We start from the raw sequence: 24,847 nt of genomic DNA, 5'->3' as shown, positions 1-24,847 counted from the left end.
CGTACAGGTGCGGGCGCGGGTCAGGCCGGGTCGTCCGTGAGGCGGTGGCGGTTGGCCTCGATCCAGGCGTTCAGGGCGGCCGGGTCGTCCGGGTCGACGCCGTCGGCCATGAGCTGCGCCACGGCGGCCGTGGCGGGGCTGCGGCGTTCGCCCGTGCTGTAGAGGCGCGCGAACTCCGGCACCATCTCCTCGATGGCCGTGTCGATCTGGGTCGCCGCCTGCTCGGGCAGCCCGCGCTTACGGGCCGCGTACCCGGCCCAGGCGCGCAGCACCCGGGGCAGCAGCGCGGCGTCGTCCATGTCCAGCACGGCCCGCCGGTGCACCCAGTCGAGCAGGAACAGCCCGGCCACGGTGGGGCTCCACCGCATCGGGTCGGCGTCCGGGAAGCTGGCCGCGTGGTCCAGCAGCAGGCTGAGGCAGAAGTGCAGCGAGGCCAGTTCCGCCCCGTCGATGGCGTCCAGGCCGAAGCGGGCCGCCTCGGGCGAGGCGAGGAAGCGGCGGACCAGGTCCGTACGCTCGGCGGCGGAGAGCGGCTCGGCGGGCGCGGGGGCCGCCCCGGCCGCCCGGGGCAGCAGTGCCAGCCGGGCGCCGAGCAGGGCGCGGTCGGTGGCGAGCGAGCCCTCCCCGGGCAGTTCGGTCAGGCCGTCGGTGATCGCCAGGTGGCGGGTCACCTCGACGCGCATCCTGGCCGGCTCCTCGTCGCGGAACCAGGTCAGCTCGTCCCCCGAGCACATCTGCCGGACCTGCTCGAGGATCCGGTCGGGCGGCCCGCCGACGAAGACGTCCTTGGTGATGCCGATGTTGTGGTCGAGCAGCGTCACCACGGCGTGCGCCGAGCCGCCGGCCGGGTCGTCGTAGGCGAAGGTCGCCAGGTAGGAGGTCTGGTCGCCGTACACGTCGCCGTAGGACCAGCAGCCGGTCAGGTGCACGCGGCCGAGCTGGGCGGCCCAGGCGGGGGTGGCGGCGCCCGGCCGGACGCGGCCGGCGCCCTCGGCGTCGGGCACCAGCGCGGCGAAGACGGAGCGGATGGTGGTCGCCGCGGCCGAGCGGCGGCGGGAGGTGGCGGCCAGGAAGCCGGCCACGAAGTCCCGGACGGCGGCGTCACGCTCGGTCTCGGCGACCGAGTAGACGCTGCCGAGCAGGGCCGCGCCGAGCATCTCCGCGTCGAGGGCGTTGTCCAGCTTGGCCACGTCGCGGGCGGCGTGCAGCACCGCGTCGTACGGGGTCTGAGGCGTTCCCATCCACCGACCCTACGCCGCCACCCGCCCCGGGACGGTACGAGCGACCCGAGCATCCGGCCCGCGTCGCGGCGGCACGCCGCCGACCTGCGGTTGCCGACGGAACCGGATTTCCGGCTCAGCGCCCGGCGGCCTCCTCCAGCGCCGTACGGGCCTCGGCGTAGGAGGCGAGCACTCCCCGCACCGGGGTCAGCACGTGTTCCTCGCCGACCGCCGCCACCGCGGCCGTGAGGCGCCGCTCGGCCCGGCGCCGGGCCCGGCGCGCCGCCCAGCGGACGATCGGCCTGGTCAGGGCGGCCACCAGCAGCCCGGCGAGCAGGCCGCCCAGGAGCAGCAGGGTGGGCAGCGGCACCTCGCCGACCATCGGGTGTTCGAGCGCCGGCAGGCCCAGCGCGCGCAGCGCGTAGCCGAGCGCCAGCCAGCCCAGCCCGGCGAGCGCGGCCAGGGTCACCAGCCACTGGAGGCCGCCGACGAACCGCCACCAGAGCGGTCGCCGGTCCATGCCGAGGTCCGTGCCGGCCACCGCGCGGTCCAGCGCGTCCGGCAGGTCGCCGAGGCGGGACCGGGCGGCGGCGGTGACCGCCGTCGGCCAGGAGGCGGGCAGGTCGGCCCCGGCCCGGTCGGCCACCGAACGGATCGCCAGCCCGAGCGCCGAGCGCTGGGCGGCGGTCGGGTCGGGTACCGAGGTCGCGGCGACGAGGCTCTCCGCCGGTGCGTCGCGGTCGGCGGCGGGGCCCGGCAGGTGCAGCCGGCGCAGCGGGTCGGGCCGCAGCCGCCGCCAGCCCCGGACCAGGGGCCAGCCGGTGGTGGCGGCGCCCCGGTGCCGGTACGCCCGCTCGACCGCCTCGGCGACCGCCGGCACCCCGGCCGCGCCGGCCAGCGCCCGGTGCAGCGCGGTGACGGCGGCGTCGTCCGGCCCGTCGGCCGGCGAGGCATCCCCGACCAGTTCGTCGAGCCCGGCCACCACCGCGTCCACGTCGCCCTGGAGCCGCCGCAGCGCGGCCTGCCGCTCGGCGACCGTGCGTTCCAGCGCCTCCCGCAGCCCGGCCATGCCCGCCGGGTCGACGGCGGTCGTCGCCAGCAGCGGTACGCCGTCCAGGCCGTCGGAGTCGAGCAGCCGGCGCAGGTCGGCCAGCACCCGGGGCAGCTCGGCCGGGGGCAGCCGGTCGGCCTGGTTGAGCACGACCAGGGTGACGTCGCGGTGCCGGTGGAACTCGCGCAGGTAGCTGGTGTGGATGACACGGTCGGCGTACTTCTGCGGGTCGACCACCCAGACCACGAGGTCGACCAGGCCGAGCAGCCGGTCCACCTCCAGCCGGTGGGACCGCTGCACCGAGTCGAAGTCGGGCAGGTCGAGCAGGATCAGCCCGTGCAGGGCGGACTCGTCGTCGCCGTCGAGCACGCTCTCCCGGACGAAACGGTGCCGGGGCAGCACGCCGACCCAGTCGAGCAGGCGGTTGCCGCCGTCGAGCGGCCCCCAGACGCAGGCGTGGGCGACGCCGGTGGTGGGGCGGCGCACCCCGACCGTCGAGAGTTCCATCCGGGCGAGCGCGTTGAACAGGCTGGACTTGCCGCTGCCGGTCGCGCCCGCCAGGGCCACCACGGTGTGGTCGCGGGAGAGCGCCAGCCGGGTGCCGGCCCGCTCGACCAGGGTGTGCGCCGGCACGAGCTGCGCGTCCGGCAGGTGGCCGTCGACGACCGTGAGGAACCGGCGTACGGCGTCGAGGCGAGCGATGAGCGCCTCGGCGTCCACCCGCTGGTCTCCGCGGAACGCCTCGCGCATCCGCCCGACGATGTTGGTCATGACCCTCCACCCTCGGTGCCGGGCAGGCCCGCGACGGCCGCGCCGGCGAGGCCGCTGCGGTTGCGCGCGATCTCCACCTGGTTGGCGGCGCCGCGCAGGGCCTCCGCGGTGTCCGCGGCGGGCCGGGCCTGCGCCGTGCGGTCCAGGTAGCGGGCGGCCTCGTCGTCGAGCAGGGCCCGCACCCGGTCCAGCAGGTCGGCCCGGGCCTTGGCGGCCAGCGTACGCACGGCCTGGTCGCCGAAGATCGCCTGGAGCACGGTCTGCGCGGCGACGGTCGTGCCGGCCCCGGTGGCCACCTCCAGGCCGGTGGGGATGAACGCCGTCGAGGCGAACACCGCGATCATCACGGCGAGCCCGGTGGCGTTGACCGCGTACGCGGCCGTGCGGGCCACGAAGCGGCGGTCGCCACCCTCGGCGCGGACCAGCTCCAGCACGCCCCGCTGCCACTCCCGGACCAGCCGCTCGGCCCGCTCCGGCAGGTCGGCGGAGGGGTGGGCCAGCTCCGGTTCGAGCAGCGCCGCCCCGGCGGGATGCGCCTTCCACCCGGTGTACGCGTTCTCGGCCGCCTCGGCGGCGACGCCCCGCAGCAGGGTCACCAGCTGCGACTCGATCGCGTCCCGCAGCTCGGACGCGGGCGCGGGCCGGCCGGTGACCGCCGCCACCACCCGGTCGCGCAGCCGCCCGATGCGGGCCTCCAGGGTGCGGAAGAACTCGCCGGTGCCGACGAACTCCTGCCAGCGGGCGAGCACCTCGCCGCGGAGCAGCCGACCGTCCTTCAGCCCCTGCTCGACGGTCCGGTGCGCCCCCCGGTACGCGGCCAGCACCCGCTCGTCGAGCGCGTCGGCGGCGGTGACCTGCTCCTCGGCGGCGTCGGCGAGCCCCTCGACCGCGGGGTGCAGCGCGCCGAGCGCGCCGTCCAGGGTCTGCCGGACCACGGCGGCGCGGGCGTCGGCGTCGGCGGCCAGCCGGGCGAACCAGGCGGCGAGCGGCGCGGTGACCCGGTCGGGCAGCAGGCCCTGCCCGTCGACCCAGGTCTCCGGCAGTACGAAGAGCGGGGCCGCCCCCAGTTCCTGCGCGGCGAGCATCTCCGACAGGTGGGCGGCGATCTCGTCGGCCGCCTCCGGGGGCACCCGGTCCAGCACCATGGCGATGACCGCGCCCCGGGCGCGGGCGCTGCGCAGCAGCTCCCAGGGCACGGCGTCGGCGTAGCGGGCGGCGGTGGTGACGAAGAGCCAGAGGTCGGCGGCGGCCAGGAGCTGACCGGCCAGGGCCCGGTTGGCGTCGACCACCGAATCGATGTCGGGGGCGTCGAGGAAGGCCAGCCCGGCGGGCAGGGCCGGGGCGGTGACCAGTTGCAGGGTGCGCGGGTCCTCGCTGGGCTCGGTGGTGCGGGTCAGGCCCGGCAGCAGCTCGCCCTTGCGGAACCAGCCCGAGTCGGCGGGGTTGCAGACCAGCACCGGGGATCGGGTGGTCGGGCGGAGCACCCCGGCGGCGCTCACCCGCGCCTGCACCAGGCTGTTGACCAGGGTGGACTTGCCGGCGCCGGTGGACCCGCCGACCACCACGAGCAGCGGCGCGTCGAGCCGGCGCAGCCGGGGCAGCAGGTAGTCGTCGAGCTGGTCGGTGAGGCTTCCGCCGGCGCGCCGGGCGGGCTCGGCGGAGGGCAGCGCGAGGGGGAACCGGGCCGCCCCGATCGCGGCGCGCAGGCCGGCCAGCGCGGCGGGCAGGCTGTCGTCCCCGGTGGTGGCGGGCCGGTCCTCCCCGGCGTCCGTGGGGCCGGTGCGGGCTGCGACGGTGGGCGTGCCGGCCGGGGTGGCGGGATCGCCGTGCGTCGTCACCGCTAAAGCGTGCCCGACCGACGCAAGGGAAGACAACCGATCGGTAAGAACCTGGGGTTGCGTCGGGTCGGCTCAACCTCGACTTGACGATTTCGCGGGGCGTGGCACTATTGAGTCAAGTTCACTCAACTTGTGGTGGGGTCGCTGCGGGCGACGCCCGCCGGGCAGCTCGACGGGCGTCGCCCGTCACCTGCCCACAACGTGATGAAGCGAGGAAGCGAAGATGGCACGTGCGGTCGGTATCGACCTCGGCACGACGAACTCCTGCGTCAGCGTCCTGGAGGGCGGTGAGCCCACCGTCATCGCCAACGCTGAAGGCTCGCGGACGACCCCGTCGATCGTCGCGTTCGCCCGCAACGGCGAGGTGCTCGTCGGTGAGGTCGCCAAGCGCCAGGCGGTGACCAACCCGGACCGGACGATCCGCTCGGTCAAGCGGGAGATCGGCACCAACTGGTCCGTCGACATCGACGGCAAGAAGTACACCCCGCAGGAGATCTCGGCCCGCACGCTGATGAAGCTCAAGCGGGACGCCGAGGCGTACCTGGGCGAGCAGATCACCGACGCGGTGATCACCGTCCCGGCCTACTTCAACGACGGCCAGCGCCAGGCCACCAAGGAGGCCGGCGAGATCGCCGGCTTCAACGTGCTGCGGATCGTGAACGAGCCGACCGCGGCGGCCCTGGCGTACGGGCTGGACAAGGGCTCCAAGGAGCAGACCGTCCTGGTCTTCGACCTCGGCGGCGGCACCTTCGACGTGTCGCTGCTGGAGCTGGCCGAGGGCGTCGTCGAGGTCAAGTCGACCAGCGGTGACAACAACCTCGGTGGCGACGACTGGGACCAGCGGATCATCGACCACCTGGTGAAGACCTTCCGCGGCGAGCACGGCATCGACCTGGGCCAGGACAAGATGGCCCTCCAGCGGCTCCGCGAGGCGGCCGAGAAGGCCAAGATCGAGCTGTCCGCCGCCACCACCACCAACATCAACCTGCCGTACATCACCGCCGGCGCGGCGGGCCCGCTGCACCTCGACGTGACGCTCAGCCGGGCCGAGTTCCAGCGGATGACGCAGGACCTGCTGGACCGCTGCAAGGGCCCGTTCGAGCAGGCCGTCAAGGACGCCGGCATCAAGGTCTCCGACGTCGAGCACGTCATCATGGTCGGCGGCTCGACCCGGATGCCGGCCGTGACCGACCTGGTCAAGCAGCTCACCGGCAAGGAGCCCAACAAGGGCGTCAACCCGGACGAGGTCGTCGCCGTCGGCGCCGCCCTCCAGGCCGGTGTGCTCAAGGGCGAGGTCAAGGACGTCCTGCTGCTCGACGTGACCCCGCTGAGCCTGGGCATCGAGACCAAGGGCGGCATCTTCACCAAGCTGATCGAGCGCAACACCACCATCCCGACCAAGCGCTCCGAGGTCTTCACCACGGCGGACGACAACCAGCCGTCGGTGCTGATCCAGGTGTTCCAGGGCGAGCGGGAGATCGCGGCCTACAACAAGAAGCTCGGCACCTTCGAGCTGACCGGCCTCCCGCCGGCGCCGCGCGGCGTGCCGCAGATCGAGGTCACCTTCGACATCGACGCCAACGGCATCGTCAACGTCCACGCCAAGGACCTCGGCACCGGCAAGGAACAGAAGATGACGATCACCGGCGGCTCCTCGCTGCCGAAGGACGACATCGAGCGGATGCGCCGCGACGCCGAGGAGCACGCCGAGGACGACAAGCGTCGCCGCGAGGAGGCCGAGACCCGCAACCTGGCCGAGGCGCTCCAGTGGCAGACCGAGAAGTTCCTGGCCGAGAGCGGCGACAAGCTGCCGTCGGAGTCCCGTGACCAGATCAACGAGGCGCTCGGCGAACTGCGTGGCGCGCTCGGCGGCCAGGACATCGAGAAGATCAAGTCGGCGCACGAGAAGCTGGCGCAGGTCTCCCAGCAGGCCGGCTCGCTGCTCTACAACCAGCAGGGCGAGCAGCCGGGCGAGGCCGGCCCGGGTGCGGCGGGTGCCGCCGGCGCCGGGGCGACCGGTGGCCCGCAGGCCGGCGGCTCCGCCGGTGGCGCGGACGACGTGGTCGACGCGGAGATCGTGGACGAGGACAAGGACAAGAAGTGACGGTTCGTCCCGGACACGAAACCACGGCAGAGGGATGAGGTAGCCCCATGACGGAGAAGCCACGAGCTGCCGACCCGGGTGCGACCGGGTCGGCGCCGGGTGGCTCCGCGCCCGCTGAGCAGGCCGGCGACGGGCCGCGGGTCGTCATCCGTAACAACCGCAAGATCAGCGAGACGTCCGAACCGGCCGCCGCCGACGCCGGTTCGGACGCCCCCGCCGAGGGCCTGGTCGAGGAGTCCGAGGTCGTCGTCGACGAGATCGAGGTCGAGGCGGCCGAGGTGACCGGCCCGCCGGTGGTGGACGCCCCGGCGCAGCCGGTCGACGGTGGTCCGACCGCGTTCGGCGCCGAACTCGAGGCGCTGCGCAAGGATCTCGACGAGCGGACCCGGGACCTCCAGCGGGTGACGGCGGAGTACGCCAACTACCGCAAGCGGGTGGACCGGGACAAGGGCCTGGTCACCGAGCAGGCGACCGGCGCGGTGCTCGCCGCGCTGCTGCCTATCCTCGACGACCTGGACCGGGCCCGCGAGCACGGCGACCTGGTCGGCCCGTTCGGCACCGTGGCCGAACAGCTCGTCACGGCGCTCGGCAAGTTCGGGCTGACCCCGTTCGGCGAGCAGGGCGACCCGTTCGACCCGACCCGGCACGAGGCGGTCGCCCACCAGACGTCGGCCGACGTCACCGAGCCCACCTGTGTACAGGTGATGCGTCGGGGCTACCAGGTCGGTGAGCGGCTGTTGCGGCCCGCGATGGTCGCGGTCGCCGACCCGGAGTAGTGCCGTACGACGACCGGACCGTCCCGCCCGCCCGTCGAGGGCAGGCGGGACGGTCGGTCCCCAGCTAGGGAAGGGGGTGGACCGGTGAGTTCCAAGGACTGGATCGAGAAGGACTTCTACGCCGTGCTGGGCGTGGACAAGGCCGCCTCCGCCGACGACGTCAAGAAGGCGTACCGGAAGGTGGCCCGGGATTCGCACCCGGACCACAACCCCGGCGACCCGAAGGCCGAGGAGCGTTTCAAGGCCGCCTCCGAGGCGTACGCCGTCCTCGGCGACGACGCCAAGCGGCGGGAGTACGACGAGCTGCGGTCGCTGTTCGGCTCGGGCGCCTTCCGCCGTGGCGCCCGTGGCGCCGGCCAGCCCGGCGGCGTGCCGTTCGACGTCTCCGACCTGTTCGGGGGCGCCGCCGGCGGAGGCGGTGACCGCCGCTTCGGCGGGGCCGGCTTCCAGGACCTGTTCAGTTCGATCTTCTCGGGCGGTGCCGGCGGTCCCGCCGGTGGGGCGGCGGCCCGTGGCCCGGCCCGGGGGCGGGACATCGAGGCCGAGGTGGCCCTCGACTTCGGCGACGCCGTACGCGGGGTGACGTTCCCGCTGACGCTGCGCGCCCCCGGGGTGTGCGACACCTGCCACGGCAACGGGGCGAAGCCCGGCACCTCGCCGCGCACCTGCCAGGTGTGCCACGGGGCCGGGGTGACCAACCGCAACCAGGGGTCGTTCAGCTTCTCCGAACCGTGCCGCAACTGCCAGGGCGTGGGCACGGTCGTGGACGAGAAGTGCCCCGAGTGCCAGGGCACCGGCGGGGTGACCAAGACCCGCACGTTGAACGTCCGCTTCCCGGCCGGCGTGGCGGACGGCCAGAAGATCCGGCTGGCCGGGCGGGGCGAGCCTGGCGCGCGGGGTGGCCCGGCGGGCGACCTCTTCGTACACGTGAAGGTGCGGCCGGACGAGCTCTTCGGGCGTACCGGCGACGACCTCACGCTGACGGTGCCGGTCACCTTCGCGGAGGCCGTGCTCGGCACGGACCTGCGGGTGCCCACCCTCGACGGCACGGTGACCCTGCGGGTGCCACCGGGCACGCCGAGCGGTCGGATCCTGCGGGCCCGGGGCAAGGGGGTGGTCCGCCGGGACGGCCAGGCGGGCGACCTGCTGGTGACGCTCGACGTGGTGGTGCCCGCGAAGGTGTCCGACGAGGCGCGTGCGGCGTTGGAGAGCTTCGCCGCGCAGACCCCGCCGGCCGCCCGGGAACATCTCGAGGCGCGGGTACGTCGATTCAGTTGACCCGGTGTTCAGTCGGCTCGGTGGAGCGCACGCGGAGGTGAGCGGGATGTCGGACGAGTTCGTCGGCTCGAGTGACCCTGCCTACGAGGCCAAGGTGCTGATGATCTCGGTGGCGGCGCGGATGGCGGGGATGCACCCGCAGACCCTGCGCCAGTACGACCGGTTGGGCCTCGTCCAGCCGGGACGGGCAGCCGGCGGCGGGCGGCGCTACAGCGTCCGCGACGTGGTGCTGCTGCGCGAGGTGCAGCGGCTCAGCCAGGACGACGGCATCAACCTCGCCGGGGTGAAGCGGATCATCGGGCTGGAGCGGCTGCTGGAGGAGGCGCAGCAGCGGGTGGCCCGGTTGGAGGCGGAACTGGACGCCGCGTACCGCCGGATCGCCGAACTGGAGGCGCTGGCCCGCTTCCCCGGCAGCGACCTGGTGCCGACCAACCGCACCTCCACCGCGCTGGTGGTCTGGCGTCCGCGCCGCCCCGAGCGCTGACGACACCGCACCGCATCGCGCCCGGCCGCCCTTTCGCGGCCGGGCGCGACCGTCTTCCCGGCCCGCCCGGCGGCCCCGCGCGGTCTGCGGGCCGACCCGTCGGTCCCGCGCGGTTGCGCAGCCCCGGCGGGTTCTGCGGGCGCTTGTGCCGGCCGGGCGGCTCCGCACGGCTTGCGCCGTCCCATGAGGGTTCGGCGCGCCTTGCCCCGGGCCTTTGCCCCAGGCCTTTGCGCCGGTCGGGCGTCGTCGAGTGGAACACCACGGGTGTCACCGCCCTCGGATGACAGCCGTGGTGTTCCACTCGCGCGCGGTTGCGGGTTCGCCCGCGCGGAAGGTGCCGGATCGGCTAACCTGCGAATCAGGTCCAACCCGCTTAATCCGGACTCCAATGGCAGGGGGAGCCATGACGGAAGCCGCGCGGAAGGTTGCCGAGCAGACGGAGGAACGGCTCCGGGAGGTGGCGAAGAACGCCCGGGAGAGGTTCGACCGGGTCACCGAGGGCCGCTTCACCGACAAGGTCGAGAACGGCGCGTTCGCCGACCGGGCCGACCACGGCACCGACCAGGAGCGTGACCGGGCGGGACGCCGCGAGCAGGGCGGATCGGAACACTGACGATCCGCCGACGTGCGGGCCGGGACCCACGGGGGGTCCCGGCCCGTTCGCCGTTTCGGGGCCGGGACGCCGTGGGGTTCCCTGTGGGGGTCGCGGCTTGTTCGCCGTTTCGGGGCCGGGACGCCGTGGGGTTCCCTGCGGGGGTCGCGGCTTGTTCGCCGTTTCGGGGCCGGGACGCCGTGGGGTTCCCTGCGGGGGTCGCGGCTTGTTCGCCGTTTCGGGGCCGGGACGCCGTGGGGTTCCCTGCGGGGGTCGCGGCTTGTTCGCCGTTTCGGGGCCGGGACGCCGTGGGGTTCCCTGCGGGGGTTCCGGCCCGTTCGCCCGATCCGGGGTTCAGGCGATGCGGCGGTTCTCCCGGACCAGGCCGCCCTCGCACCAGTCCCGGTAGACGAAGAGTTCCGGGCGGGCGAGCAACGCCCGGCTGTTGTACGCCCAGGTGCGCATCAGGTCGTCGCCGTTGCGTTCGGCCTGCTCCACCAGCTTGCGGAAGCGCCGCTTCGGGTGGGCGCGGAAGTTCGTCCGGATGCCGTCGGCGGCGTAGATGTAGAGGCAGTGCAGCGCGAAGCGGCGCGCCGGGCAGGACTGGTCCATCGCCAGGTCGAAGAGCACCGCCACCAGCCGGTCGCCGGAGACCAGCAGGTCCCAGTCGGGCGGCATCGACGTGAGCGGTACGGAGTCGGGCTGGTAGGCCCAGGCGCGCAGCTCGGTGGGGCTCGGGTCGACGGGGTTGGCGAAGCCGTGGAACGTCGACTCCTGCACGCTCACGGCCAACCTTCCGCTCTCGTCCGCAGGGGGCGTCGGCCACCCGCGAGCTCTGGCTGCTGGGGCGAAACGGTAACCCGGAGCGCTGTTCGGCGGTAGACCCCGCGGGGAGCAATTCGACATCCGTCGGCTGAGGGCCGGGCCGACCGTACGGTCGATCCGGCCCCCGGCCCGAGCACTCGGCCCACGGCCCACGGCCCACGGCCCACGGCCCACGGCCCACGGCTGCGGGCTCGGCCCTCGGCCCTCGGCCGATGACGGTCAGTCCGGCACGGCTGCCGGCCTGGCCTGCTGGGCGGCGCCGCGCTGCCGCAGCCAGCGCTTGAACCACGCGAAGTCGGGCAGGCGTGCCAGCATCGGTCCGGTCACCACGGTGATCAGCACGTACGCCGTCGCGAGCGCCGCCAGTTTCGGCTCGACGCTGCCTGCGGCCACCGCGAGGCCCGCGATGACGATGGAGAACTCACCCCGTGGCACGAGGGCCAGGCCGGCGCGCCACCGACCGGGCTCGCCGATGCCGACCCGGCGGGCGGCCAGGTAGCCGGTGAGCGTCTTCGTCCCCATGGTGACGATGGCCAGCGCGAGCGCGGGCAGCAGCACCGGCGGGATGTCCCGGGGGTCGGTGACCAGCCCGAAGAAGACGAAGAAGACCGCGGCGAAGAGGTCCCGCAGCGGCGTGAGCAGCTCCGTGGCGTGGTGCGCCACCGGCCCGGAGAGCGCGATGCCGACCAGGAACGCCCCGACCGCCGCCGACACCTGGAGCTTCGCCGCGATGCCGGCCACCAGCAGGGTCATCCCGAGTACGCCGAGCAGCAGCGCCTCCGGGTCCTTCGCCGACATGGCGGTGGAGATCAGGTTGCCGTACCGGATGGCGACCACCAGCACCAGGAGCACGGTGCCGACCGCGACGACGAGCGTGAGGCCACCCCCGAGCAGGCCGCTGCCGGCGAGCACCGCCGTCAGCAGGGGCAGGTAGAACGCCATGGCCAGGTCCTCGATCACCAGGATCGAGAGGATCACGGGGGTCTCCCGGTTACCGAGGCGGCCCAGGTCGGAGAGGACCTTGGCGATCACCCCGGAGGAGGAGATCCAGGTGATGCCGGCCAGCACCAGGGCGGCGACCCAGTCCCAGCCGAGCAGCAGCGCGAACGCCGCCCCCGGCAGGGCGTTCAGCACCCCGTCGATCAGCCCGGCGGGGGCGGCGGCGCGCAGGTTGCCGACGAGCTCGTTGGCCGAGTACTCGAGACCGAGCATCACCAGCAGCAGGATCACGCCGATCTCCGCGCCGACCGCGAAGAATTCCTCGCTGGCGTTGAGGGTGAGCAGGCCACCGTGCCCGAAGGCGAGGCCGGCGAGCAGGTACAGGGGGATGGGCGAAAGGCCGATCCGGCGGCTCAGCCGGCCGAGGAGACCGAGCAGGAACAGCAGCGCGCCGACCTCGACGAGCAGGGTTGTCGTTTCGTGCATCCGGGCCTCAGCCGTCCGGGTCGCTGTCGGCGAGGATGGCTGTCACTCCGTCGAGACCCTTGCGGGTCCCGACGACGACCACCACGTCGCCTGCGGCGAAGCGGAAGGACGGATCCGGCGAGGCGATCACCTCGCCGTGGCGCAGCACCGCGACGATCGAGGCGCTCGTGCGGGAGCGTGCCTGCGTGTCACCGAGCTTGCGGTTGACGTACTTCGACCCGGCCGGAATGGCGATCTGCTCGGTGAGCAGCCCGGCGGCCTGGTCGCGCAGCCCGGAGAGCTGGCCGAGCATCAGGGACGCGCCGAGGATGTCGGCGAGCGCCTCCGCCTCGTCGTCGGTCAGCGGTATGTCGTGCTGACATGAGTCGGGATCGTCCGGGTCGTACAGGACGAGGTCACGGCGGCCATTGCGGTGGGAGACGACGCCGAGGCGGCGGCCGGATTCCGTCAGTAGATCGTGACGGACCCCGATGCCGGGCAGGGCGGTCTGTTCGACACGTACGCGCACGGCGGTCAGGCTACTCCCCGCTGTCACCTGCGAATATCGTCAGGAGGCCGGTTGCCGCTGAGTGATCCGCCGGTATCCGTTTGCCACGGACGGACGCCCGTGCCCGGCCGCGAGGATGGCGTACGGCATCGGGGTGTGCCGCGACCGCCCGGCGGATGCCCGGGGTGGTAGGTGTGATCCGGCTCACGCCACCAGGGTTGAGCGGAATAGGCTCAACTCTGGTTGTGTCCTTCTCAGTGGACACGCCGATCCGGGGGAGCCCATGAACACGGAACGTCTCACCACCAAGAGCCGCGAAGCCATCACCGGTGCCGTCGCGCTGGCGAACCAGCGCGGGCACGCCACCGTGGAGCCCTGGCACCTGCTGCTGTCACTGCTGGACACCGACGGCTCGACCGCCGCCGGCCTGCTGCGCGCCGTCGGGGCCGACCCCGCCGAGCTGCGCCGGGTCGCCCAGCGCTCGGTCGACAACCTGCCCGCCGCCCGGGGCTCCAGCATCGCCGAGCCGACCCTGGCCCGGGAGTTCGTCAACGCCATCGGGGCCGCCGAGCAGATCGCCCGGCCGCTCGGCGACGAGTACACCTCCACCGAGCACCTGCTCGCCGGCCTGGCCCGCGTGGGCGGGACGGTGTCGAACGCGCTCAAGTCCGCCGGCGTCACCGAGGAGACGCTGGTCGCCGCGTTCCCGTCGGTACGCGGCGGGGACCGCCGGGTCACCAGCGCCGACCCCGAGCAGACCTACCAGGCCCTGGCCAAGTACGGCGTGGACCTGACCGCGAGCGCCCGCGACGGCAAGATCGACCCGGTCATCGGCCGGGACTCGGAGATCCGCCGGGTGATCCAGGTGTTGTCCCGCCGCACCAAGAACAATCCGGTGCTCATCGGTGAGCCGGGCGTCGGCAAGACCGCCATCGTGGAGGGCCTGGCCCAGCGGATCGTCGCCGGCGACGTGCCCGAGTCGCTGCGGGACAAGAAGCTCGTCTCCCTCGACCTCGGCGCGATGGTCGCCGGGGCGTCGTACCGGGGCCAGTTCGAGGAGCGGCTGAAGTCCGTCCTGGAGGAGATCAAGAACTCCGACGGGCAGGTCATCACCTTCCTCGACGAGCTGCACACCGTCGTCGGCGCCGGCAAGGGCGAAGGCTCGATGGACGCCGGCAACATGCTCAAGCCGATGCTGGCCCGCGGCGAGCTGCGGATGGTCGGCGCCACCACGCTGGACGAGTACCGCGAGCACATCGAGAAGGACCCGGCCCTGGAGCGCCGCTTCCAGCCGGTGCTGGTCGGCGAGCCGACCATCGAGGACACCATCGGCATCCTGCGCGGCCTGAAGGAGCGCTACGAGGTGCACCACGGCGTACGCATCACCGACGCCGCGCTGGTCGCCGCCGCCTCCCTGTCGGACCGCTACATCACCGACCGGTTCCTGCCCGACAAGGCGATCGACCTGGTCGACGAGTCCGCGTCCCGGCTCCGGATGGAGATCGACTCCCGGCCGGTCGAGGTGGACGAGATCGAGCGGGCGGTGCGCCGGCTCGAGATCGAGGAGATGGCGCTGGCCAAGGAGCCGGACGCCGCCTCCGCCGAGCGGCTGGAGCGGCTGCGCAAGGAGCTGGCCGACAAGCGCGAGCAGCTCACCGCCCTGTCGGAGCGCTGGCAGCTGGAGAAGAGCCACATCACCAAGCTCTCCACCGCCAAGGAGGAGCTGGAGCGGCTCGGCGGCGAGGCCGAGCGGGCCGAGCGCGACGGCGAGCTGGAGCGCGCCGCCGAGCTGCGCTACGGCCGCATCCCCGCCCTCAAGGCCGAGCTGAAGCAGGCCGAGGAGGAGCTGGCCCGCCTCCAGGCCGAAGGCGCGATGCTCAAGGAGGAGGTCGGCGCCGACGACATCGCCGCCGTGGTCGCCTCCTGGACCGGCATCCCCGCCGGGCGGCTGTTGGAGGGCGAGACCGCCAAGCTGCTGCGGATGGAGGAGTCGCTCGGCGCCCGGGTGGTCGGTCAGGCCGAGGCGGTCGGCTCCGTCTCCGACGCGGTACGCCGCGCCCGGGCCGGCGTCGCCGACCCCGATCGCCCGACCGGCAGCTTCCTCTTCCTCGGCCCGACCGGCGTCGGCAAGACCGAGCTGGCCAAGGCGCTCGCCGAGTTCCTCTTCGACGACGAGCGGGCCATGGTCCGCATCGACATGAGCGAGTACGGCGAGAAGCACTCCGTCGCCCGGCTCGTCGGCGCCCCGCCCGGCTACGTCGGCTACGAGGAGGGCGGCCAGCTCACCGAGGCGGTGCGCCGCCGGCCGTACTCGGTGATCCTGCTGGACGAGGTCGAGAAGGCCCACCCGGACGTCTTCGACATCCTGCTCCAGGTGCTCGACGACGGTCGGCTCACCGACGGGCAGGGCCGCACGGTGGACTTCCGCAACGCGATCCTGATCCTCACCTCCAACCTGGGCTCGTCGGTGATCGGCGACCTGACGCTGGCCGAGGAGCAGCGCCGGGAGGGCGTCCTCGCGGTGGTCCGCTCGCACTTCAAGCCGGAGTTCCTCAACCGCCTCGACGACATCGTGGTCTTCGCCGCGCTACGCGGGGACGACCTGCGGGCCATCGTCGACATCCAGCTCGACCGGATGCGAGCCCGTCTCGCCGACCGTCGGTTGGCACTGGAGATCAGCGACGCCGCCCGGGTGTGGCTCGCCGAGCACGGCTACGACCCGATCTACGGCGCCCGCCCGTTGCGTCGCCTGGTCCAGACGGCGATCGGCGACCAGCTCGCCAAGGCGCTCCTGTCGGGCCAGATCCGCGACGGCGACACGGTCAGGGTCGACCTGGCAGACACCAAGGACGCCCTGGTGGTCTCGGCAGCCTGAGGACCGCCCTCGTCGATCGGGGGGTTCGCGTCGCGGGAGCGCCGCCGAGGACGCGAACCTCTTGATCGACAGGGTGGGCGTGGGCGCGACGGGGAAGGAACAGGGACATGTTCGGGATCGGGAAGAAGCGGGACCGCGAGATCGAGGCGGCCCTCGACGAACTGCGGCAGGCCGAGACTGTGGCGTTCGGCGGCGTGGGCATCGCCGGGACGATGCTGCCGGTGACCGAGGCGTACCAGCGGGTCGAGGCGGCGCTCGCCCAGGACCCCGAGGGCGTACGCCCGCGACTCGACCGGCTGCTCGCCGAGGCGACCCCGGCCGGCCGCGTCTACGCCGCCACGCTGCTGGAGCGCGCCGACCCGTCGGCCGGGCGGGCCGCGTGGGTGGCGCTGGGCGACGATCCCGCCGAGGTCGGCACCTTCACCGGCTGCGTCATGGACCGCACCACCCTGCGCGAGTACGCGGCGCGGCGGCGCGGCGGAGCATGATCCGTCCGCCGTCCGGCGCTGCCCGTTCGGGCGTGCCGGTGGCGACCCTCAGTTCCGTAGCTTCCGTGAGATGACGCCGCCTGCCGACGCCCCGGTACGCCCGCCTCGACCCGTCACCGTCACCATCGCCTTCTGGTCACAGCTCGTCATCGTGCTGGTCCTGCTCGGCCTGGTGGCACTGGTGGTCACCCAGGCGATCCAGTGGGACGGCCAGATCGACCGAGCGGTGCGGGCGGTCCCAGACGCCGACCCGGACGAGGTGCGCGGCGAGCGGTGGAGCAACGTCACCATGGCGGTGGTGCTCGGTCTGCCCACGCTGCTGCTCGCGGGCTGGTTCGCCGCCACCGCGCGGCCGGTGCGTCGTGGCGGCAACGTCGCCCGGGTCATGGTCTTCGTGGCCGGCGGCGTCCAGCTGGTCCTCTGCTGCGCCCAGAGCCTCGTCGGGGTGCTCGTGTTCCCGCTGCTCTTCGCCTTCGGCTTCGATGACGGGCCGTACGTGGAGGGCGAATACCCGCCGGAGGGTCCTGCCGGCGCGGAGGCCGAGATCTGGGCGGAGTCGAAGTTCATCGAGGCCCTCTACGCCCGGCCCGACCCCTTCGAGGCCGTGCTGTTCCCGCTGGCCGGGCTCGGGGTACTGAGCGTGCTGCTGCTCACCGTCGCGGTGGTGCTGCTGCTGGCGCTGCCGCCCGCCCACCGGTGGTTCGTGCCCCGGACAGAGTCACCCGTCGTACCGCTGCCGCCTGGCGCGTACCCCCTGTATCCCGCCTACGCCTCGCCGACCGTGCCCGGTGCCTACGGTGCCGCCCTGCCCGGTCATCTCCGCTGCCCCGACCCGGCGGCGCATCAGCCTCCGCAGCGGCCGGAAGCCCCGGGAACAGGCCCGGCCGAGGGCTGAGCCGGCCCCGGCGCCCGGGCACGTGGCGTAACCGCGCTCTCACTCCCTGGCCAAGCAGTTTCCCCAGGTGCGCGGGGTTGTTACCGTCTCCGCCGACGTACCTGGGGAGGTGGTCGGGATGAGCGGGACGATCGCATACGTGCTGGCGGCGGTGGGCTGTCTGGTCGGGGTCGCGGGTCTGGTGGTGGCCGTGGTGGCCTGGAACCGGACGCGGTCCCGCCCGCAACAACGGGCCAAGGGGCCGGGCGACCCGCTGCGGGACCGCGACGCCGACGCGCTGCGCGGCGACCCGCGCCGCCTGAAGCCCGGCGACATCGTCGAGATCCGGGGCACCTCGTACGCGGTGCGCGGCTCGATCCGCCTCGTCGAGGGCGGCTGGAGCTGGGCGGAACACCTGCTCGACGACGCCGCCGGCGTGCGCCGCTGGCTCTCCGTGGAGGAGGACCCGGAGCTGGAGCTGGTGCTCTGGGGGGCCGAGCAGGGCGCCACCGTCACCCCGGGCGCCCCGACGATCGACTTCGCCGGCCGCCGCTACAACTGGAACGAGTCCGGCCAGGCGCGCTTCACCGCCGTCGGCAACACCGGCCTCGACCCGACCGGCACCATGCGGTACCACGACTACCAGGCGCCCGGCGGGGCCCGGCTCTCCTTCGAGGCGTACGGCGAGGCGGGCTGGGAGGTGGCGCTCGGTGAGCTGCTGCACCGCGGCGACGTGATGATCTATCCGCAGTCCGAGGTGGGCTGATGCTCGTCACCCTCGACGCCCCGTACGTCGACACCAGCGCCGCCGACCTCAGCCTCGCGCTCGACGACGTCGAGCGGCCCGCGCTGCACGTGCTCGACCTCGACCTGCCCGACGGCGTCCGGCTGCGGCTGCGGCTGCTCGGCGCCTCGCACCAGGTGGTCCTGCACGCGCCCGACGCCACGCTGACCGAGACGGTCGCCTGCCTGCCCGGCCGCCCGCCCGAGCTGCCCGGTGCGGTGCGGGACGAGGCGAGCGGCTACCACTTCACGGCGACCGTGCTGCGGCCCGCCGGCGCGGGGCTGAGCGAGCAGGTGGCCGCCCTCCGCGCCGACCTGGCCGACGACCCGTACGCCCTGGTGGGCGTGTTTCCCGGCGACGCCGACGCGGTGACCGCGCTGGCGGTCCGCCCCGACCCGCCGGCCGGCACCCTCGCCTGGCGCACCTGGCACGCGTATCCCCAGACCAACGAGCTGGTCCTGACCGAGACGGTGGTGGCACTGCGATGACGTACCGACGCTGGTTCGTGGTGGGGGTGGCGTTCGCCGTCATCGGCGCCCTGGTCGCCGCCTTCGCCATCTTCTACGGCAGCTTCTCCCCGCGCGGCTTCGTGGAGGACAAGTACAAGCGGGCGGCGAGCCAGGACATCGGCCGCAACGCCATCGCCTACACCTCGCCCCGCTCGCCGAGTCAGGTGGCGAAGGAGGTCACCGACGCGTGGCAGCCGGCCGACCAGTACGTCGACGGCAGCGGCGTGTACCTGCGCTACGACGACGACTCGGTGGTGATCCTGCCCATCGCCGCCGGCTCGGTGATCCTGCTGGAGCGCATGAGCACCGCCTATCCCCGCTACCACTCCACGGTCGGCTCCCACTGGGGCTGGGGCCGTGGCAGCACCGTCCGGGGCGGCGGCCCCGGCAGCGGCAAGTGACGCACCGACCCCCCTCACCCTGGAGCCTCCTGTGCAGACCCTCGTCACCGATCTGCTGGTCACCCTCGCCTACGGGGCGGTCGGCGTCCTGCTGATGGGTATCGGCTACGTCCTGGTGGACCTCGCCACCCCCGGCCGGCTCAACCAGCTGATCTGGACCGAGCGCAACCGCAACGCGGCGCTGCTGCTCGCCTCCAACCTGGCCGGCGTCGGCATCATCGTGGTCGCCGCGATCGCCGCCAGCGACGACGACTTCGTGCTCGGCATCGTCGGCGCGTCCGCGTACGGGGTCCTGGGCCTGGTCATCATGGCGGCGGCGTTCGTGCTGCTCGACGTGGCCACGCCGGGCAAGCTCGGCGAGATCCTGGTCGACCAGCAGCCGCACCCGGCGGTCTGGGTCTCCGCCGTCGTGCACCTCGCCACCGGCGCGATCATCGCCGCCGCGATCAGCTGATGACCGGGGCGAAGACCACCGGCGGGCAGAAGGCGGCGGGCGCGAACGCGACCAAGGGCACCTGGATCGTCTGGGTGGTCATCGGGGTGGTCGTCCTGTGCTGCGTGGGCATCGGTGTGGTCAACGGCCGCGACGGCGGGGACGACGTGCTGCCGCCGACCGCTCAGGAACGCGGCGACACCGTGCCGATCCTGCAACGCTCCAGCGACAGCCAGGGCATCTGCTACGGCTGGGTGCTGCAGGACTACTACCGCTACACCGACCTCAGCGTCGGGTCGAACCTCGGCGAGGGGGTGGCGGTCGAGGAGAACGCGGCCTGCCCGCGCTGGGTGCAGGTGGTCGCGCGGGTCGCATACACCTCGGAGAGCAGCGAGAGCAACGACTTCGCCCGCGTCACGGTGGAGACGTCCGACGACGTCCCCGCGACCGCCCGCCTACGGATGCGGAACGGGCTGGAACGGCTCGGGCTGACCGAGGACGCCTTCGTCGACGAGCCCGGCTGGGCCGTCACCCGGGCGGCCGTCTCGCTGCCGTTGCTCGCCGCCGAGGCGGGGGTGGTGGAGCCGGCGCCGACCCCGGCGGCGGCGACCGCCGAGCCGGCGCCCCTGCCCGACGCGGGTAGCGACCTCTGGCGCGACCGCTGGGGCTACCTGCTCGCCGCGATCGGCCTGCTGCTGTTCACCGCGCTGCTGTTCGCCGCCGGCTTCTGGCAGCGCGGCCGCCAGCGCCGCAAGGGCGCCGAGGGGACCGCGCGGGCGAGGGGCGTCCCGGCTCGCGGGCGTACGCCGGAGGGGCGGTGACCGTCGAGGCGCCGGCACCGCCCGCGCGGTGGCGGCTGTCCCGCGCGGCGGTGCTCGTCGCCGTCTTCGTCTGCGCCGCCTGCGGCCTGGTCTACGAGCTGGCCCTGGTGGCCCTCGGCAGCTACCTGATCGGGGACACGGTCGGGCAGGCGTCGATCGTGCTCGGCGTGATGGTGTTCGCGATGGGCGTCGGCGCGCTTGCCGCTAAGCCGTTGCAGCCCCGGGCCGCCGCCGCGTTCGCCGCGATCGAGCTGGCCCTGGCCCTGCTCGGTGGCCTCTCCGTGCTCGGCCTCTACGCGGCCTTCGCGTGGCTGGACCTCTACGGCCCCGCGCTGATCGGCACCGCGTTCGTGCTCGGCCTGCTGATCGGCGCGGAGATCCCGCTGCTGATGGTGCTGCTGCAACGCATCCGGGAGCAGGCCGCCGGCAGCGCGGTGGCCGACCTGTTCGCGGCCGACTACGTCGGCGCGCTGCTCGGCGGGCTGGCCTTCCCGTTCCTGTTGCTGCCGGTCTTCGGCCAGCTCAAGGGGGCGCTGGTGGTCGGCGCGGTGAACGCCGTCGCCGGGCTCGCGCTGGTCTGCACGGTGTTCCGGCGGGAGCTGAGCCGCCGGGCGCGCGTCGCGCTCGGCGCCGGCAGCGTCGTGGTCTTCCTCAGCCTGGGGTACGCGTGGGTGACCGCGCACGACTTCGAGCTGACCGCCCGCCAGCAGCTCTACCGGGACCCGGTGGTGCACGCCGAGCGCAGCCGGTACCAGGAGATCGTGCTCACCCGCTCGGTCGCCGAGACCGGCCGCGCCGGCACAGACCTGCGGCTCTTCCTCAACGGTGACCTCCAGTTCAGCTCCGTCGACGAGTACCGCTACCACGAGGCGCTGGTGCATCCGGTGCTGAACGGCCCGCGCGGCGAGGTGCTGGTGCTGGGTGCCGGGGACGGCCTCGCCGTACGCGAGCTGCTGCGCTATCCCGACGTCCGGCGGATCACCGTGGTGGACCTGGACCCGGCGGTGGTGGCGCTGGCCCGCAGCGAGCCGCAGTTGCGCCGGCTCAACGCCGGGGCGCTCGACGACCCCCGGGTGCGGGTGGTGCACGCCGACGCGTTCGCCTGGCTGCGTACCGCCGCCGACCGGTTCGACGCGGTGGTGGCCGACCTGCCCGACCCCGACGAGACGGCCACCGCCAAGCTCTACACCGTCGAGTTCTACGCGTTGGTGCGTACGGTGCTCGCCGAGGGCGGCCGGCTGGTGGTGCAGTCCGGCTCGCCGTACTTCGCGCCCCGGTCGTACTGGTCGATCGAGGCGTCGCTGCGCGAGGCGGGCTTCGCGACCACGCCGTACCACGTCGACGTGCCGTCCTTCGGCGACTGGGGCTTCCTGCTGGCGGCCCCCGGGCCGACCGCGCCCGCCCTGGCCCTGCCGCCGGGCACCTCCGGGCTGCGCTTCCTCGACGCGGCGACCCTGGCCGCCGCCGGCAACTTCCCGGCCGACCGCCGCCGGGTGGACGTGCCGGCCTCCACCCTGCTCCAGCCCCGGGTGCTGGAGTACGCCCGCGCGGAGTGGCGCGGCTACTGAGGCGTCGCTCTCCGGCCCTCCGGCCACCCGTCGTACGGCGGGTCGATGTCCGTCTGACGTGCCGGAGTGGCCCGACCTGGATACGGTGTGACCGCGATCTAGGGAAGGAGAATCATGGTCGATTCCCACAACACGCCGGCCCGCACCCGGCCGGGTGTGGTGACCATTTCGACGTATCTGCTGTGGCTGTTCGCGCTCACCCAGCTGATCGGCCTCATCATCACGCTGTCCACCATCGGCACCATCTCGGAGATGCTCGACGAGGCGTACCGGGGCACCGACGCCAACGGCACGCAGAACCTGGCGGACATCACCACGATGTTCGCCATCGGTGGTTCCGTCTTCGTGCTCCTGCTCGCGGTCGTGCTCGCCGTGCTCGGGGTGTTCAACAACCGGGGCAGCAACGGATCGCGGATCACCACCTGGGTGCTCGGCGGCATCATGGTCTGCTGCACGGGCGGTGGGCTGGTCAGCGGGCTGGGCGGCGGCATCGGCACCGGTCAGACGACCGGCGACGGGCCGAGCCCGGAGGAGATCCAGCGTCGTCTCGACGAGGCGCTGCCCGGCTGGGTCACCCCGGTCACCACCCTCCTCGGCGTGCTCGGGCTGCTCGCGCTGCTCGCCGCGCTGATCCTGCTGGCCCTGCCGAAGGCCAACGAGTTCTTCCGCAAGCCGAAGCAGGGCTGGGAGCCGCCGGTTCCGGGTGCGGCCTACCCGCAGACCGGCCAGCCCGGTTACCCGCAGACCGGTCAGCCGGGTTACCCGGCCACGCCGGGCTACCCGCCGACGCCGGGGCAGCCGCAGGGCTCCCACCAGCCGGGCTACCCGCCGCCGTCCACGCCGTCCGGCGGGGACCAGCCGGGGTCGAACCCGGGTGGCGAGCAGCCCGGGTCGGACCGTCCCGGCCCGACCCCGCCGCCGGTGAGTTGACCGGTCGATAACAGCGACGCCGACGGTCCCTCCGAGTAGGTTGCAACCCGAACGCCTACCGGAGGGACTCGTCGTGTCGTACCCCGATCGGGCACCGGCCCGTCGCCCGGCCGTGGTCACGGCGGCCGTGGCGGTGCTGGCGCTGATGGCGGTCGCCGCCCTCGCGTACGCCGTCGCCGGCGTGGCGACGCGCGGCGGCACCGTCGACCGGTTCCGCGCCGACGCCGCGGAGACCTCGGCGGGCCCGGACCAGGTCGACCGGGTGGTCGGCCTGCTCGGCGTCTCCACCGTGCTGACGGCGGTGGTGAGCCTGCTCGCGGGGCTGCTCCTCGCCGGTCTCGCAGCGGGCCTGCGGGCCGGCCGCGACGGCGCCCGCACCGCGACCTGGGTGGTGGCGGGGCTGGGGCTGGTCTCCGGATGCTGTGGGCTGGCGCTGCTGATCGGCCAGCGCGCCACCCCGCTGGGCTCGGGGGAGGACGACCGGGCGACGGCGGAACTCTTCGGCCTCCTCGCCGACGCCTACCCGTCCTGGTGGATCCCGTTGGGGGCGGGGCTTTCCGTCGGCCAGGTGCTCGGTTACCTTGTGGTAGCCGTGCTGCTGGCACTGCCGGCGGCGAGCGCCTGGTTCCGCCGGCGGCCCGTGCCGGCCGCCCCGCAGCACCCCGCGCCGCCACCCGTCCAGCCCCCGCAGCAGCCGCCCGGGGCGCCGCCCGCGCCCCCGTACCCGCCGAGGTGAGGACCGCCCGTGACGCTCGACGAGCCGACCAGCGAGCGGCGGGCCCTGATCACCGGAGCGACCGCCGGCATCGGTGCCGCCTTCGCCCGCCGGTTGGCCGCCGACGGCTGGCACCTGGTGCTGGTGGCCCGCGACGCGGCCCGGCTGTCCGCGACGGCCGACGAGCTGACCGGGCGCCACGGCCGGGAGGTCGAGACGATCCCCGCCGACCTGTCCACGGACGACGGTTGCGCGACGGTGGAGCGGCGGCTGACCGGGGGCACGCCGATCGGGCTGCTGGTGAACAACGCCGGGATCAGCCTGAACACCCCGTTCCTGCGGTCGTCCGCCGAGGACGAGGCGCGGCTGCTGCGGCTCAACGTGCACGCCGTGATGCGGCTGACCCTCGCGGCCCTGCGTCCGATGACCGAGCGGCGCTCCGGGGCAGTGATAAATGTCTCTTCGGTGGCGGGGTTCGGCGCGGTCATGCCGGGCTCGACATACTCCGCCAGCAAGGCGTGGGTCACCAACTTCAGCGAGTCCGTCGGCCAGTCCGCCCGCCCCTACGGCGTACGCGTGATGGCGCTCTGCCCTGGCTACACGCGTACGGAGTTCCACGAGCGCGCCGGCATCAACATGTCGAAGACGCCGGAGTGGATGTGGCTGCGGGCCGACGACGTGGTCGACGAAGCCTTGCGTGACCTGCGGAAAGGCAAGCTGGTCAGCGTTCCGGCGTGGAAGTACAAGCTCGCCGTGGCGGGGCTGCGGCACGCGCCCAGGCGACTGCTGGAGGCGGTGTCCCGCGACACCCGGGGGCGGATCGGCCGCGACGTCGGCTGAGCGGCGGCTCGACGACGGCTCGTCGCGTCGGCCCCCGTCGATCGCCCGTTATGTCCGGCTGAACGGTCGCTCAGCGTAGCCGGTCCTCGCCACCCGAGGTCGTTCCCAGGGTTGATCCGGGTGGACCCCACACACGACGTACAGACTTGAGCAGTACCCTCTATCGGCATGGGGGACCACGACGACCTGCGTAAATTCATCACTGACCTGGCTGTGGTCCACGGCCGGGTCGTGCTCTCCTCGGGCCGCGAGGCCGACTGGTACGTCGATCTACGTCGCGTGACGCTCCATCACCAGGCGGCTCCGTTGGTGGGGCGCGTGATGCGTGACCTGACGGCCGACTGGGAATACGAAGCGGTGGGCGGGCTGACCCTCGGCGCCGACCCGGTGGCGCTGTCGATGGTGCACGCCGCGTCCGACACCGATCGCCCGGTGGACGCGTTCGTGGTTCGCAAGGCGGGAAAGACGCACGGGCTCCAGCGTCGGATCGAAGGGCCGGACGTGGCCGGCCGGCGGGTGTTGGCGGTGGAGGACACGTCCACCACCGGGGGAAGCGTGTTGACGGCGGTCGAGGCCCTTCGCGAGGTCGGGGCCGAGATCGTGGGTGTGGCGGTTATTGTTGATCGAGGCGCCGGCGACGCGGTGCGAGCCGCCGGATTGCCGTATCGGGCGGCCTTTACGTTGGCTGACCTCGGCCTTGTGGCGTAAAAGTCTGCCGATTCGGATCCGCCGATATGCAGGCGGATCGATGCTGCTGG

At 73.5% G+C, this 24,847-nt stretch carries 24 protein-coding genes; 18 read left to right on the top strand and 6 right to left on the bottom strand.

The features are described 5' to 3' along the window. Nucleotides 1-20 precede the first annotated feature (20 nt). From ACTMS2_RS02130 to ACTMS2_RS02120, 3 genes are all read right to left on the bottom strand, one after another. On the bottom strand, nucleotides 21-1,241 hold the full coding sequence (locus ACTMS2_RS02130) for a hypothetical protein (RefSeq protein WP_441173792.1): 1,221 nt from the start codon (nucleotides 1,239-1,241) through the stop codon (nucleotides 21-23). A 115-nt stretch (nucleotides 1,242-1,356) separates the two neighbouring features. Beyond that, on the bottom strand, nucleotides 1,357-3,042 hold the full coding sequence (locus ACTMS2_RS02125) for a GTPase (RefSeq protein WP_441173790.1): 1,686 nt from the start codon (nucleotides 3,040-3,042) through the stop codon (nucleotides 1,357-1,359). Continuing rightward, complete coding sequence (locus ACTMS2_RS02120) at nucleotides 3,039-4,880, bottom strand: ABC transporter (RefSeq protein WP_441173789.1); 1,842 nt, start codon at nucleotides 4,878-4,880, stop codon at nucleotides 3,039-3,041. The genes ACTMS2_RS02125 and ACTMS2_RS02120 overlap by 4 nt, the downstream gene beginning before the upstream one ends. A 223-nt stretch (nucleotides 4,881-5,103) precedes the next feature. On the opposite strand from ACTMS2_RS02120, the gene dnaK reads away from it, so the two are divergent. From dnaK to ACTMS2_RS02095, 5 genes are all read left to right on the top strand, one after another. Beyond that, nucleotides 5,104-6,984 (top strand): molecular chaperone DnaK, encoded by a 1,881-nt coding sequence (gene dnaK, locus ACTMS2_RS02115; protein ID WP_441173788.1) that lies wholly within the window; start codon nucleotides 5,104-5,106, stop codon nucleotides 6,982-6,984. Nucleotides 6,985-7,031: 47 nt separating this feature from the next. Continuing rightward, nucleotides 7,032-7,760, top strand: coding sequence for a nucleotide exchange factor GrpE (gene grpE, locus ACTMS2_RS02110; protein WP_363892215.1), 729 nt, complete (start codon nucleotides 7,032-7,034; stop codon nucleotides 7,758-7,760). 84 nt (nucleotides 7,761-7,844) lie between these two features. After that, on the top strand, nucleotides 7,845-9,038 hold the full coding sequence (dnaJ, locus tag ACTMS2_RS02105; RefSeq protein ID WP_441173787.1) for a molecular chaperone DnaJ: 1,194 nt from the start codon (nucleotides 7,845-7,847) through the stop codon (nucleotides 9,036-9,038). Nucleotides 9,039-9,084: 46 nt separating this feature from the next. Next, a complete protein-coding gene (locus tag ACTMS2_RS02100; protein ID WP_089002673.1) occupies nucleotides 9,085-9,522 on the top strand; it encodes a heat shock protein transcriptional repressor HspR in 438 nt (145 codons plus the stop codon). Between the two features lie 403 nt (nucleotides 9,523-9,925). Continuing rightward, nucleotides 9,926-10,135, top strand: coding sequence for a hypothetical protein (locus tag ACTMS2_RS02095; RefSeq protein ID WP_441173786.1), 210 nt, complete (start codon nucleotides 9,926-9,928; stop codon nucleotides 10,133-10,135). A 333-nt stretch (nucleotides 10,136-10,468) separates the two neighbouring features. On the opposite strand, the gene ACTMS2_RS02090 is transcribed toward ACTMS2_RS02095, so the two are convergent. The 3 genes from ACTMS2_RS02090 to ACTMS2_RS02080 form a co-directional block, all read right to left on the bottom strand. Then, complete coding sequence (locus ACTMS2_RS02090; RefSeq protein ID WP_441173785.1) at nucleotides 10,469-10,900, bottom strand: hypothetical protein; 432 nt, start codon at nucleotides 10,898-10,900, stop codon at nucleotides 10,469-10,471. Between the two features lie 258 nt (nucleotides 10,901-11,158). Further along, complete coding sequence (locus tag ACTMS2_RS02085; protein WP_441173784.1) at nucleotides 11,159-12,364, bottom strand: cation:proton antiporter; 1,206 nt, start codon at nucleotides 12,362-12,364, stop codon at nucleotides 11,159-11,161. Between the two features lie 7 nt (nucleotides 12,365-12,371). Further along, nucleotides 12,372-12,872 carry a cation:proton antiporter regulatory subunit gene (locus tag ACTMS2_RS02080; RefSeq protein ID WP_121397280.1) on the bottom strand — a complete coding sequence of 167 codons (501 nt, stop codon included), beginning with the start codon at nucleotides 12,870-12,872 and terminating at the stop codon, nucleotides 12,372-12,374. A gap of 262 nt (nucleotides 12,873-13,134) precedes the next feature. Between ACTMS2_RS02080 and clpB the strand changes: the two genes are divergently transcribed. The 13 genes from clpB (at nucleotide 13,135) to pyrE (ending at nucleotide 24,797) form a co-directional block, all read left to right on the top strand. After that, entirely contained in the window at nucleotides 13,135-15,726 is a 2,592-nt protein-coding gene (gene clpB, locus ACTMS2_RS02075; RefSeq protein WP_441173783.1) for an ATP-dependent chaperone ClpB, read from the top strand. 107 nt (nucleotides 15,727-15,833) lie between these two features. Continuing rightward, complete coding sequence (locus tag ACTMS2_RS02070) at nucleotides 15,834-16,214, top strand: hypothetical protein (protein ID WP_441173782.1); 381 nt, start codon at nucleotides 15,834-15,836, stop codon at nucleotides 16,212-16,214. A gap of 70 nt (nucleotides 16,215-16,284) precedes the next feature. Further along, on the top strand, nucleotides 16,285-17,109 hold the full coding sequence (locus ACTMS2_RS02065) for a hypothetical protein (protein WP_441173781.1): 825 nt from the start codon (nucleotides 16,285-16,287) through the stop codon (nucleotides 17,107-17,109). Nucleotides 17,110-17,227: 118 nt separating this feature from the next. Beyond that, nucleotides 17,228-17,854, top strand: a complete 627-nt coding sequence (locus ACTMS2_RS02060; RefSeq protein WP_441173780.1) for a DUF4178 domain-containing protein — start codon at nucleotides 17,228-17,230, stop codon at nucleotides 17,852-17,854. Next, nucleotides 17,854-18,360 carry a DUF2617 family protein gene (locus ACTMS2_RS02055; RefSeq protein ID WP_441173779.1) on the top strand — a complete coding sequence of 169 codons (507 nt, stop codon included), beginning with the start codon at nucleotides 17,854-17,856 and terminating at the stop codon, nucleotides 18,358-18,360. The genes ACTMS2_RS02060 and ACTMS2_RS02055 overlap by 1 nt, the downstream gene beginning before the upstream one ends. Next, nucleotides 18,357-18,782 (top strand): DUF4247 domain-containing protein, encoded by a 426-nt coding sequence (locus ACTMS2_RS02050; RefSeq protein ID WP_441173778.1) that lies wholly within the window; start codon nucleotides 18,357-18,359, stop codon nucleotides 18,780-18,782. The genes ACTMS2_RS02055 and ACTMS2_RS02050 overlap by 4 nt, the downstream gene beginning before the upstream one ends. A 31-nt stretch (nucleotides 18,783-18,813) precedes the next feature. Continuing rightward, on the top strand, nucleotides 18,814-19,236 hold the full coding sequence (locus ACTMS2_RS02045) for a DUF350 domain-containing protein (RefSeq protein WP_363622600.1): 423 nt from the start codon (nucleotides 18,814-18,816) through the stop codon (nucleotides 19,234-19,236). Continuing rightward, nucleotides 19,236-20,036, top strand: a complete 801-nt coding sequence (locus tag ACTMS2_RS02040) for a hypothetical protein (RefSeq protein WP_441173777.1) — start codon at nucleotides 19,236-19,238, stop codon at nucleotides 20,034-20,036. Before ACTMS2_RS02045 ends, ACTMS2_RS02040 begins: the two co-directional genes overlap by 1 nt. Continuing rightward, on the top strand, nucleotides 20,033-21,604 hold the full coding sequence (locus ACTMS2_RS02035; protein WP_441173776.1) for a polyamine aminopropyltransferase: 1,572 nt from the start codon (nucleotides 20,033-20,035) through the stop codon (nucleotides 21,602-21,604). The genes ACTMS2_RS02040 and ACTMS2_RS02035 overlap by 4 nt, the downstream gene beginning before the upstream one ends. 114 nt (nucleotides 21,605-21,718) lie before the next feature. After that, nucleotides 21,719-22,534 (top strand): hypothetical protein, encoded by an 816-nt coding sequence (locus ACTMS2_RS02030; protein ID WP_441173775.1) that lies wholly within the window; start codon nucleotides 21,719-21,721, stop codon nucleotides 22,532-22,534. 73 nt (nucleotides 22,535-22,607) lie between these two features. Continuing rightward, on the top strand, nucleotides 22,608-23,270 hold the full coding sequence (locus ACTMS2_RS02025) for a hypothetical protein (protein WP_441173774.1): 663 nt from the start codon (nucleotides 22,608-22,610) through the stop codon (nucleotides 23,268-23,270). Between the two features lie 9 nt (nucleotides 23,271-23,279). Next, nucleotides 23,280-24,089 (top strand): SDR family NAD(P)-dependent oxidoreductase, encoded by an 810-nt coding sequence (locus ACTMS2_RS02020; RefSeq protein WP_441173773.1) that lies wholly within the window; start codon nucleotides 23,280-23,282, stop codon nucleotides 24,087-24,089. 168 nt (nucleotides 24,090-24,257) lie between these two features. Beyond that, on the top strand, nucleotides 24,258-24,797 hold the full coding sequence (pyrE, locus tag ACTMS2_RS02015) for an orotate phosphoribosyltransferase (RefSeq protein WP_089002659.1): 540 nt from the start codon (nucleotides 24,258-24,260) through the stop codon (nucleotides 24,795-24,797). Nucleotides 24,798-24,847: the final 50 nt, after the last annotated feature.

Origin of the sequence: Micromonospora sp. SD12 (genome assembly GCF_052068495.1) — a bacterium.
In the GTDB taxonomy this organism is placed as follows: Bacteria; Actinomycetota; Actinomycetes; order Mycobacteriales; family Micromonosporaceae; genus Micromonospora; species Micromonospora echinofusca.
This window is presented reverse-complemented; position numbering and strand designations above follow the sequence as displayed.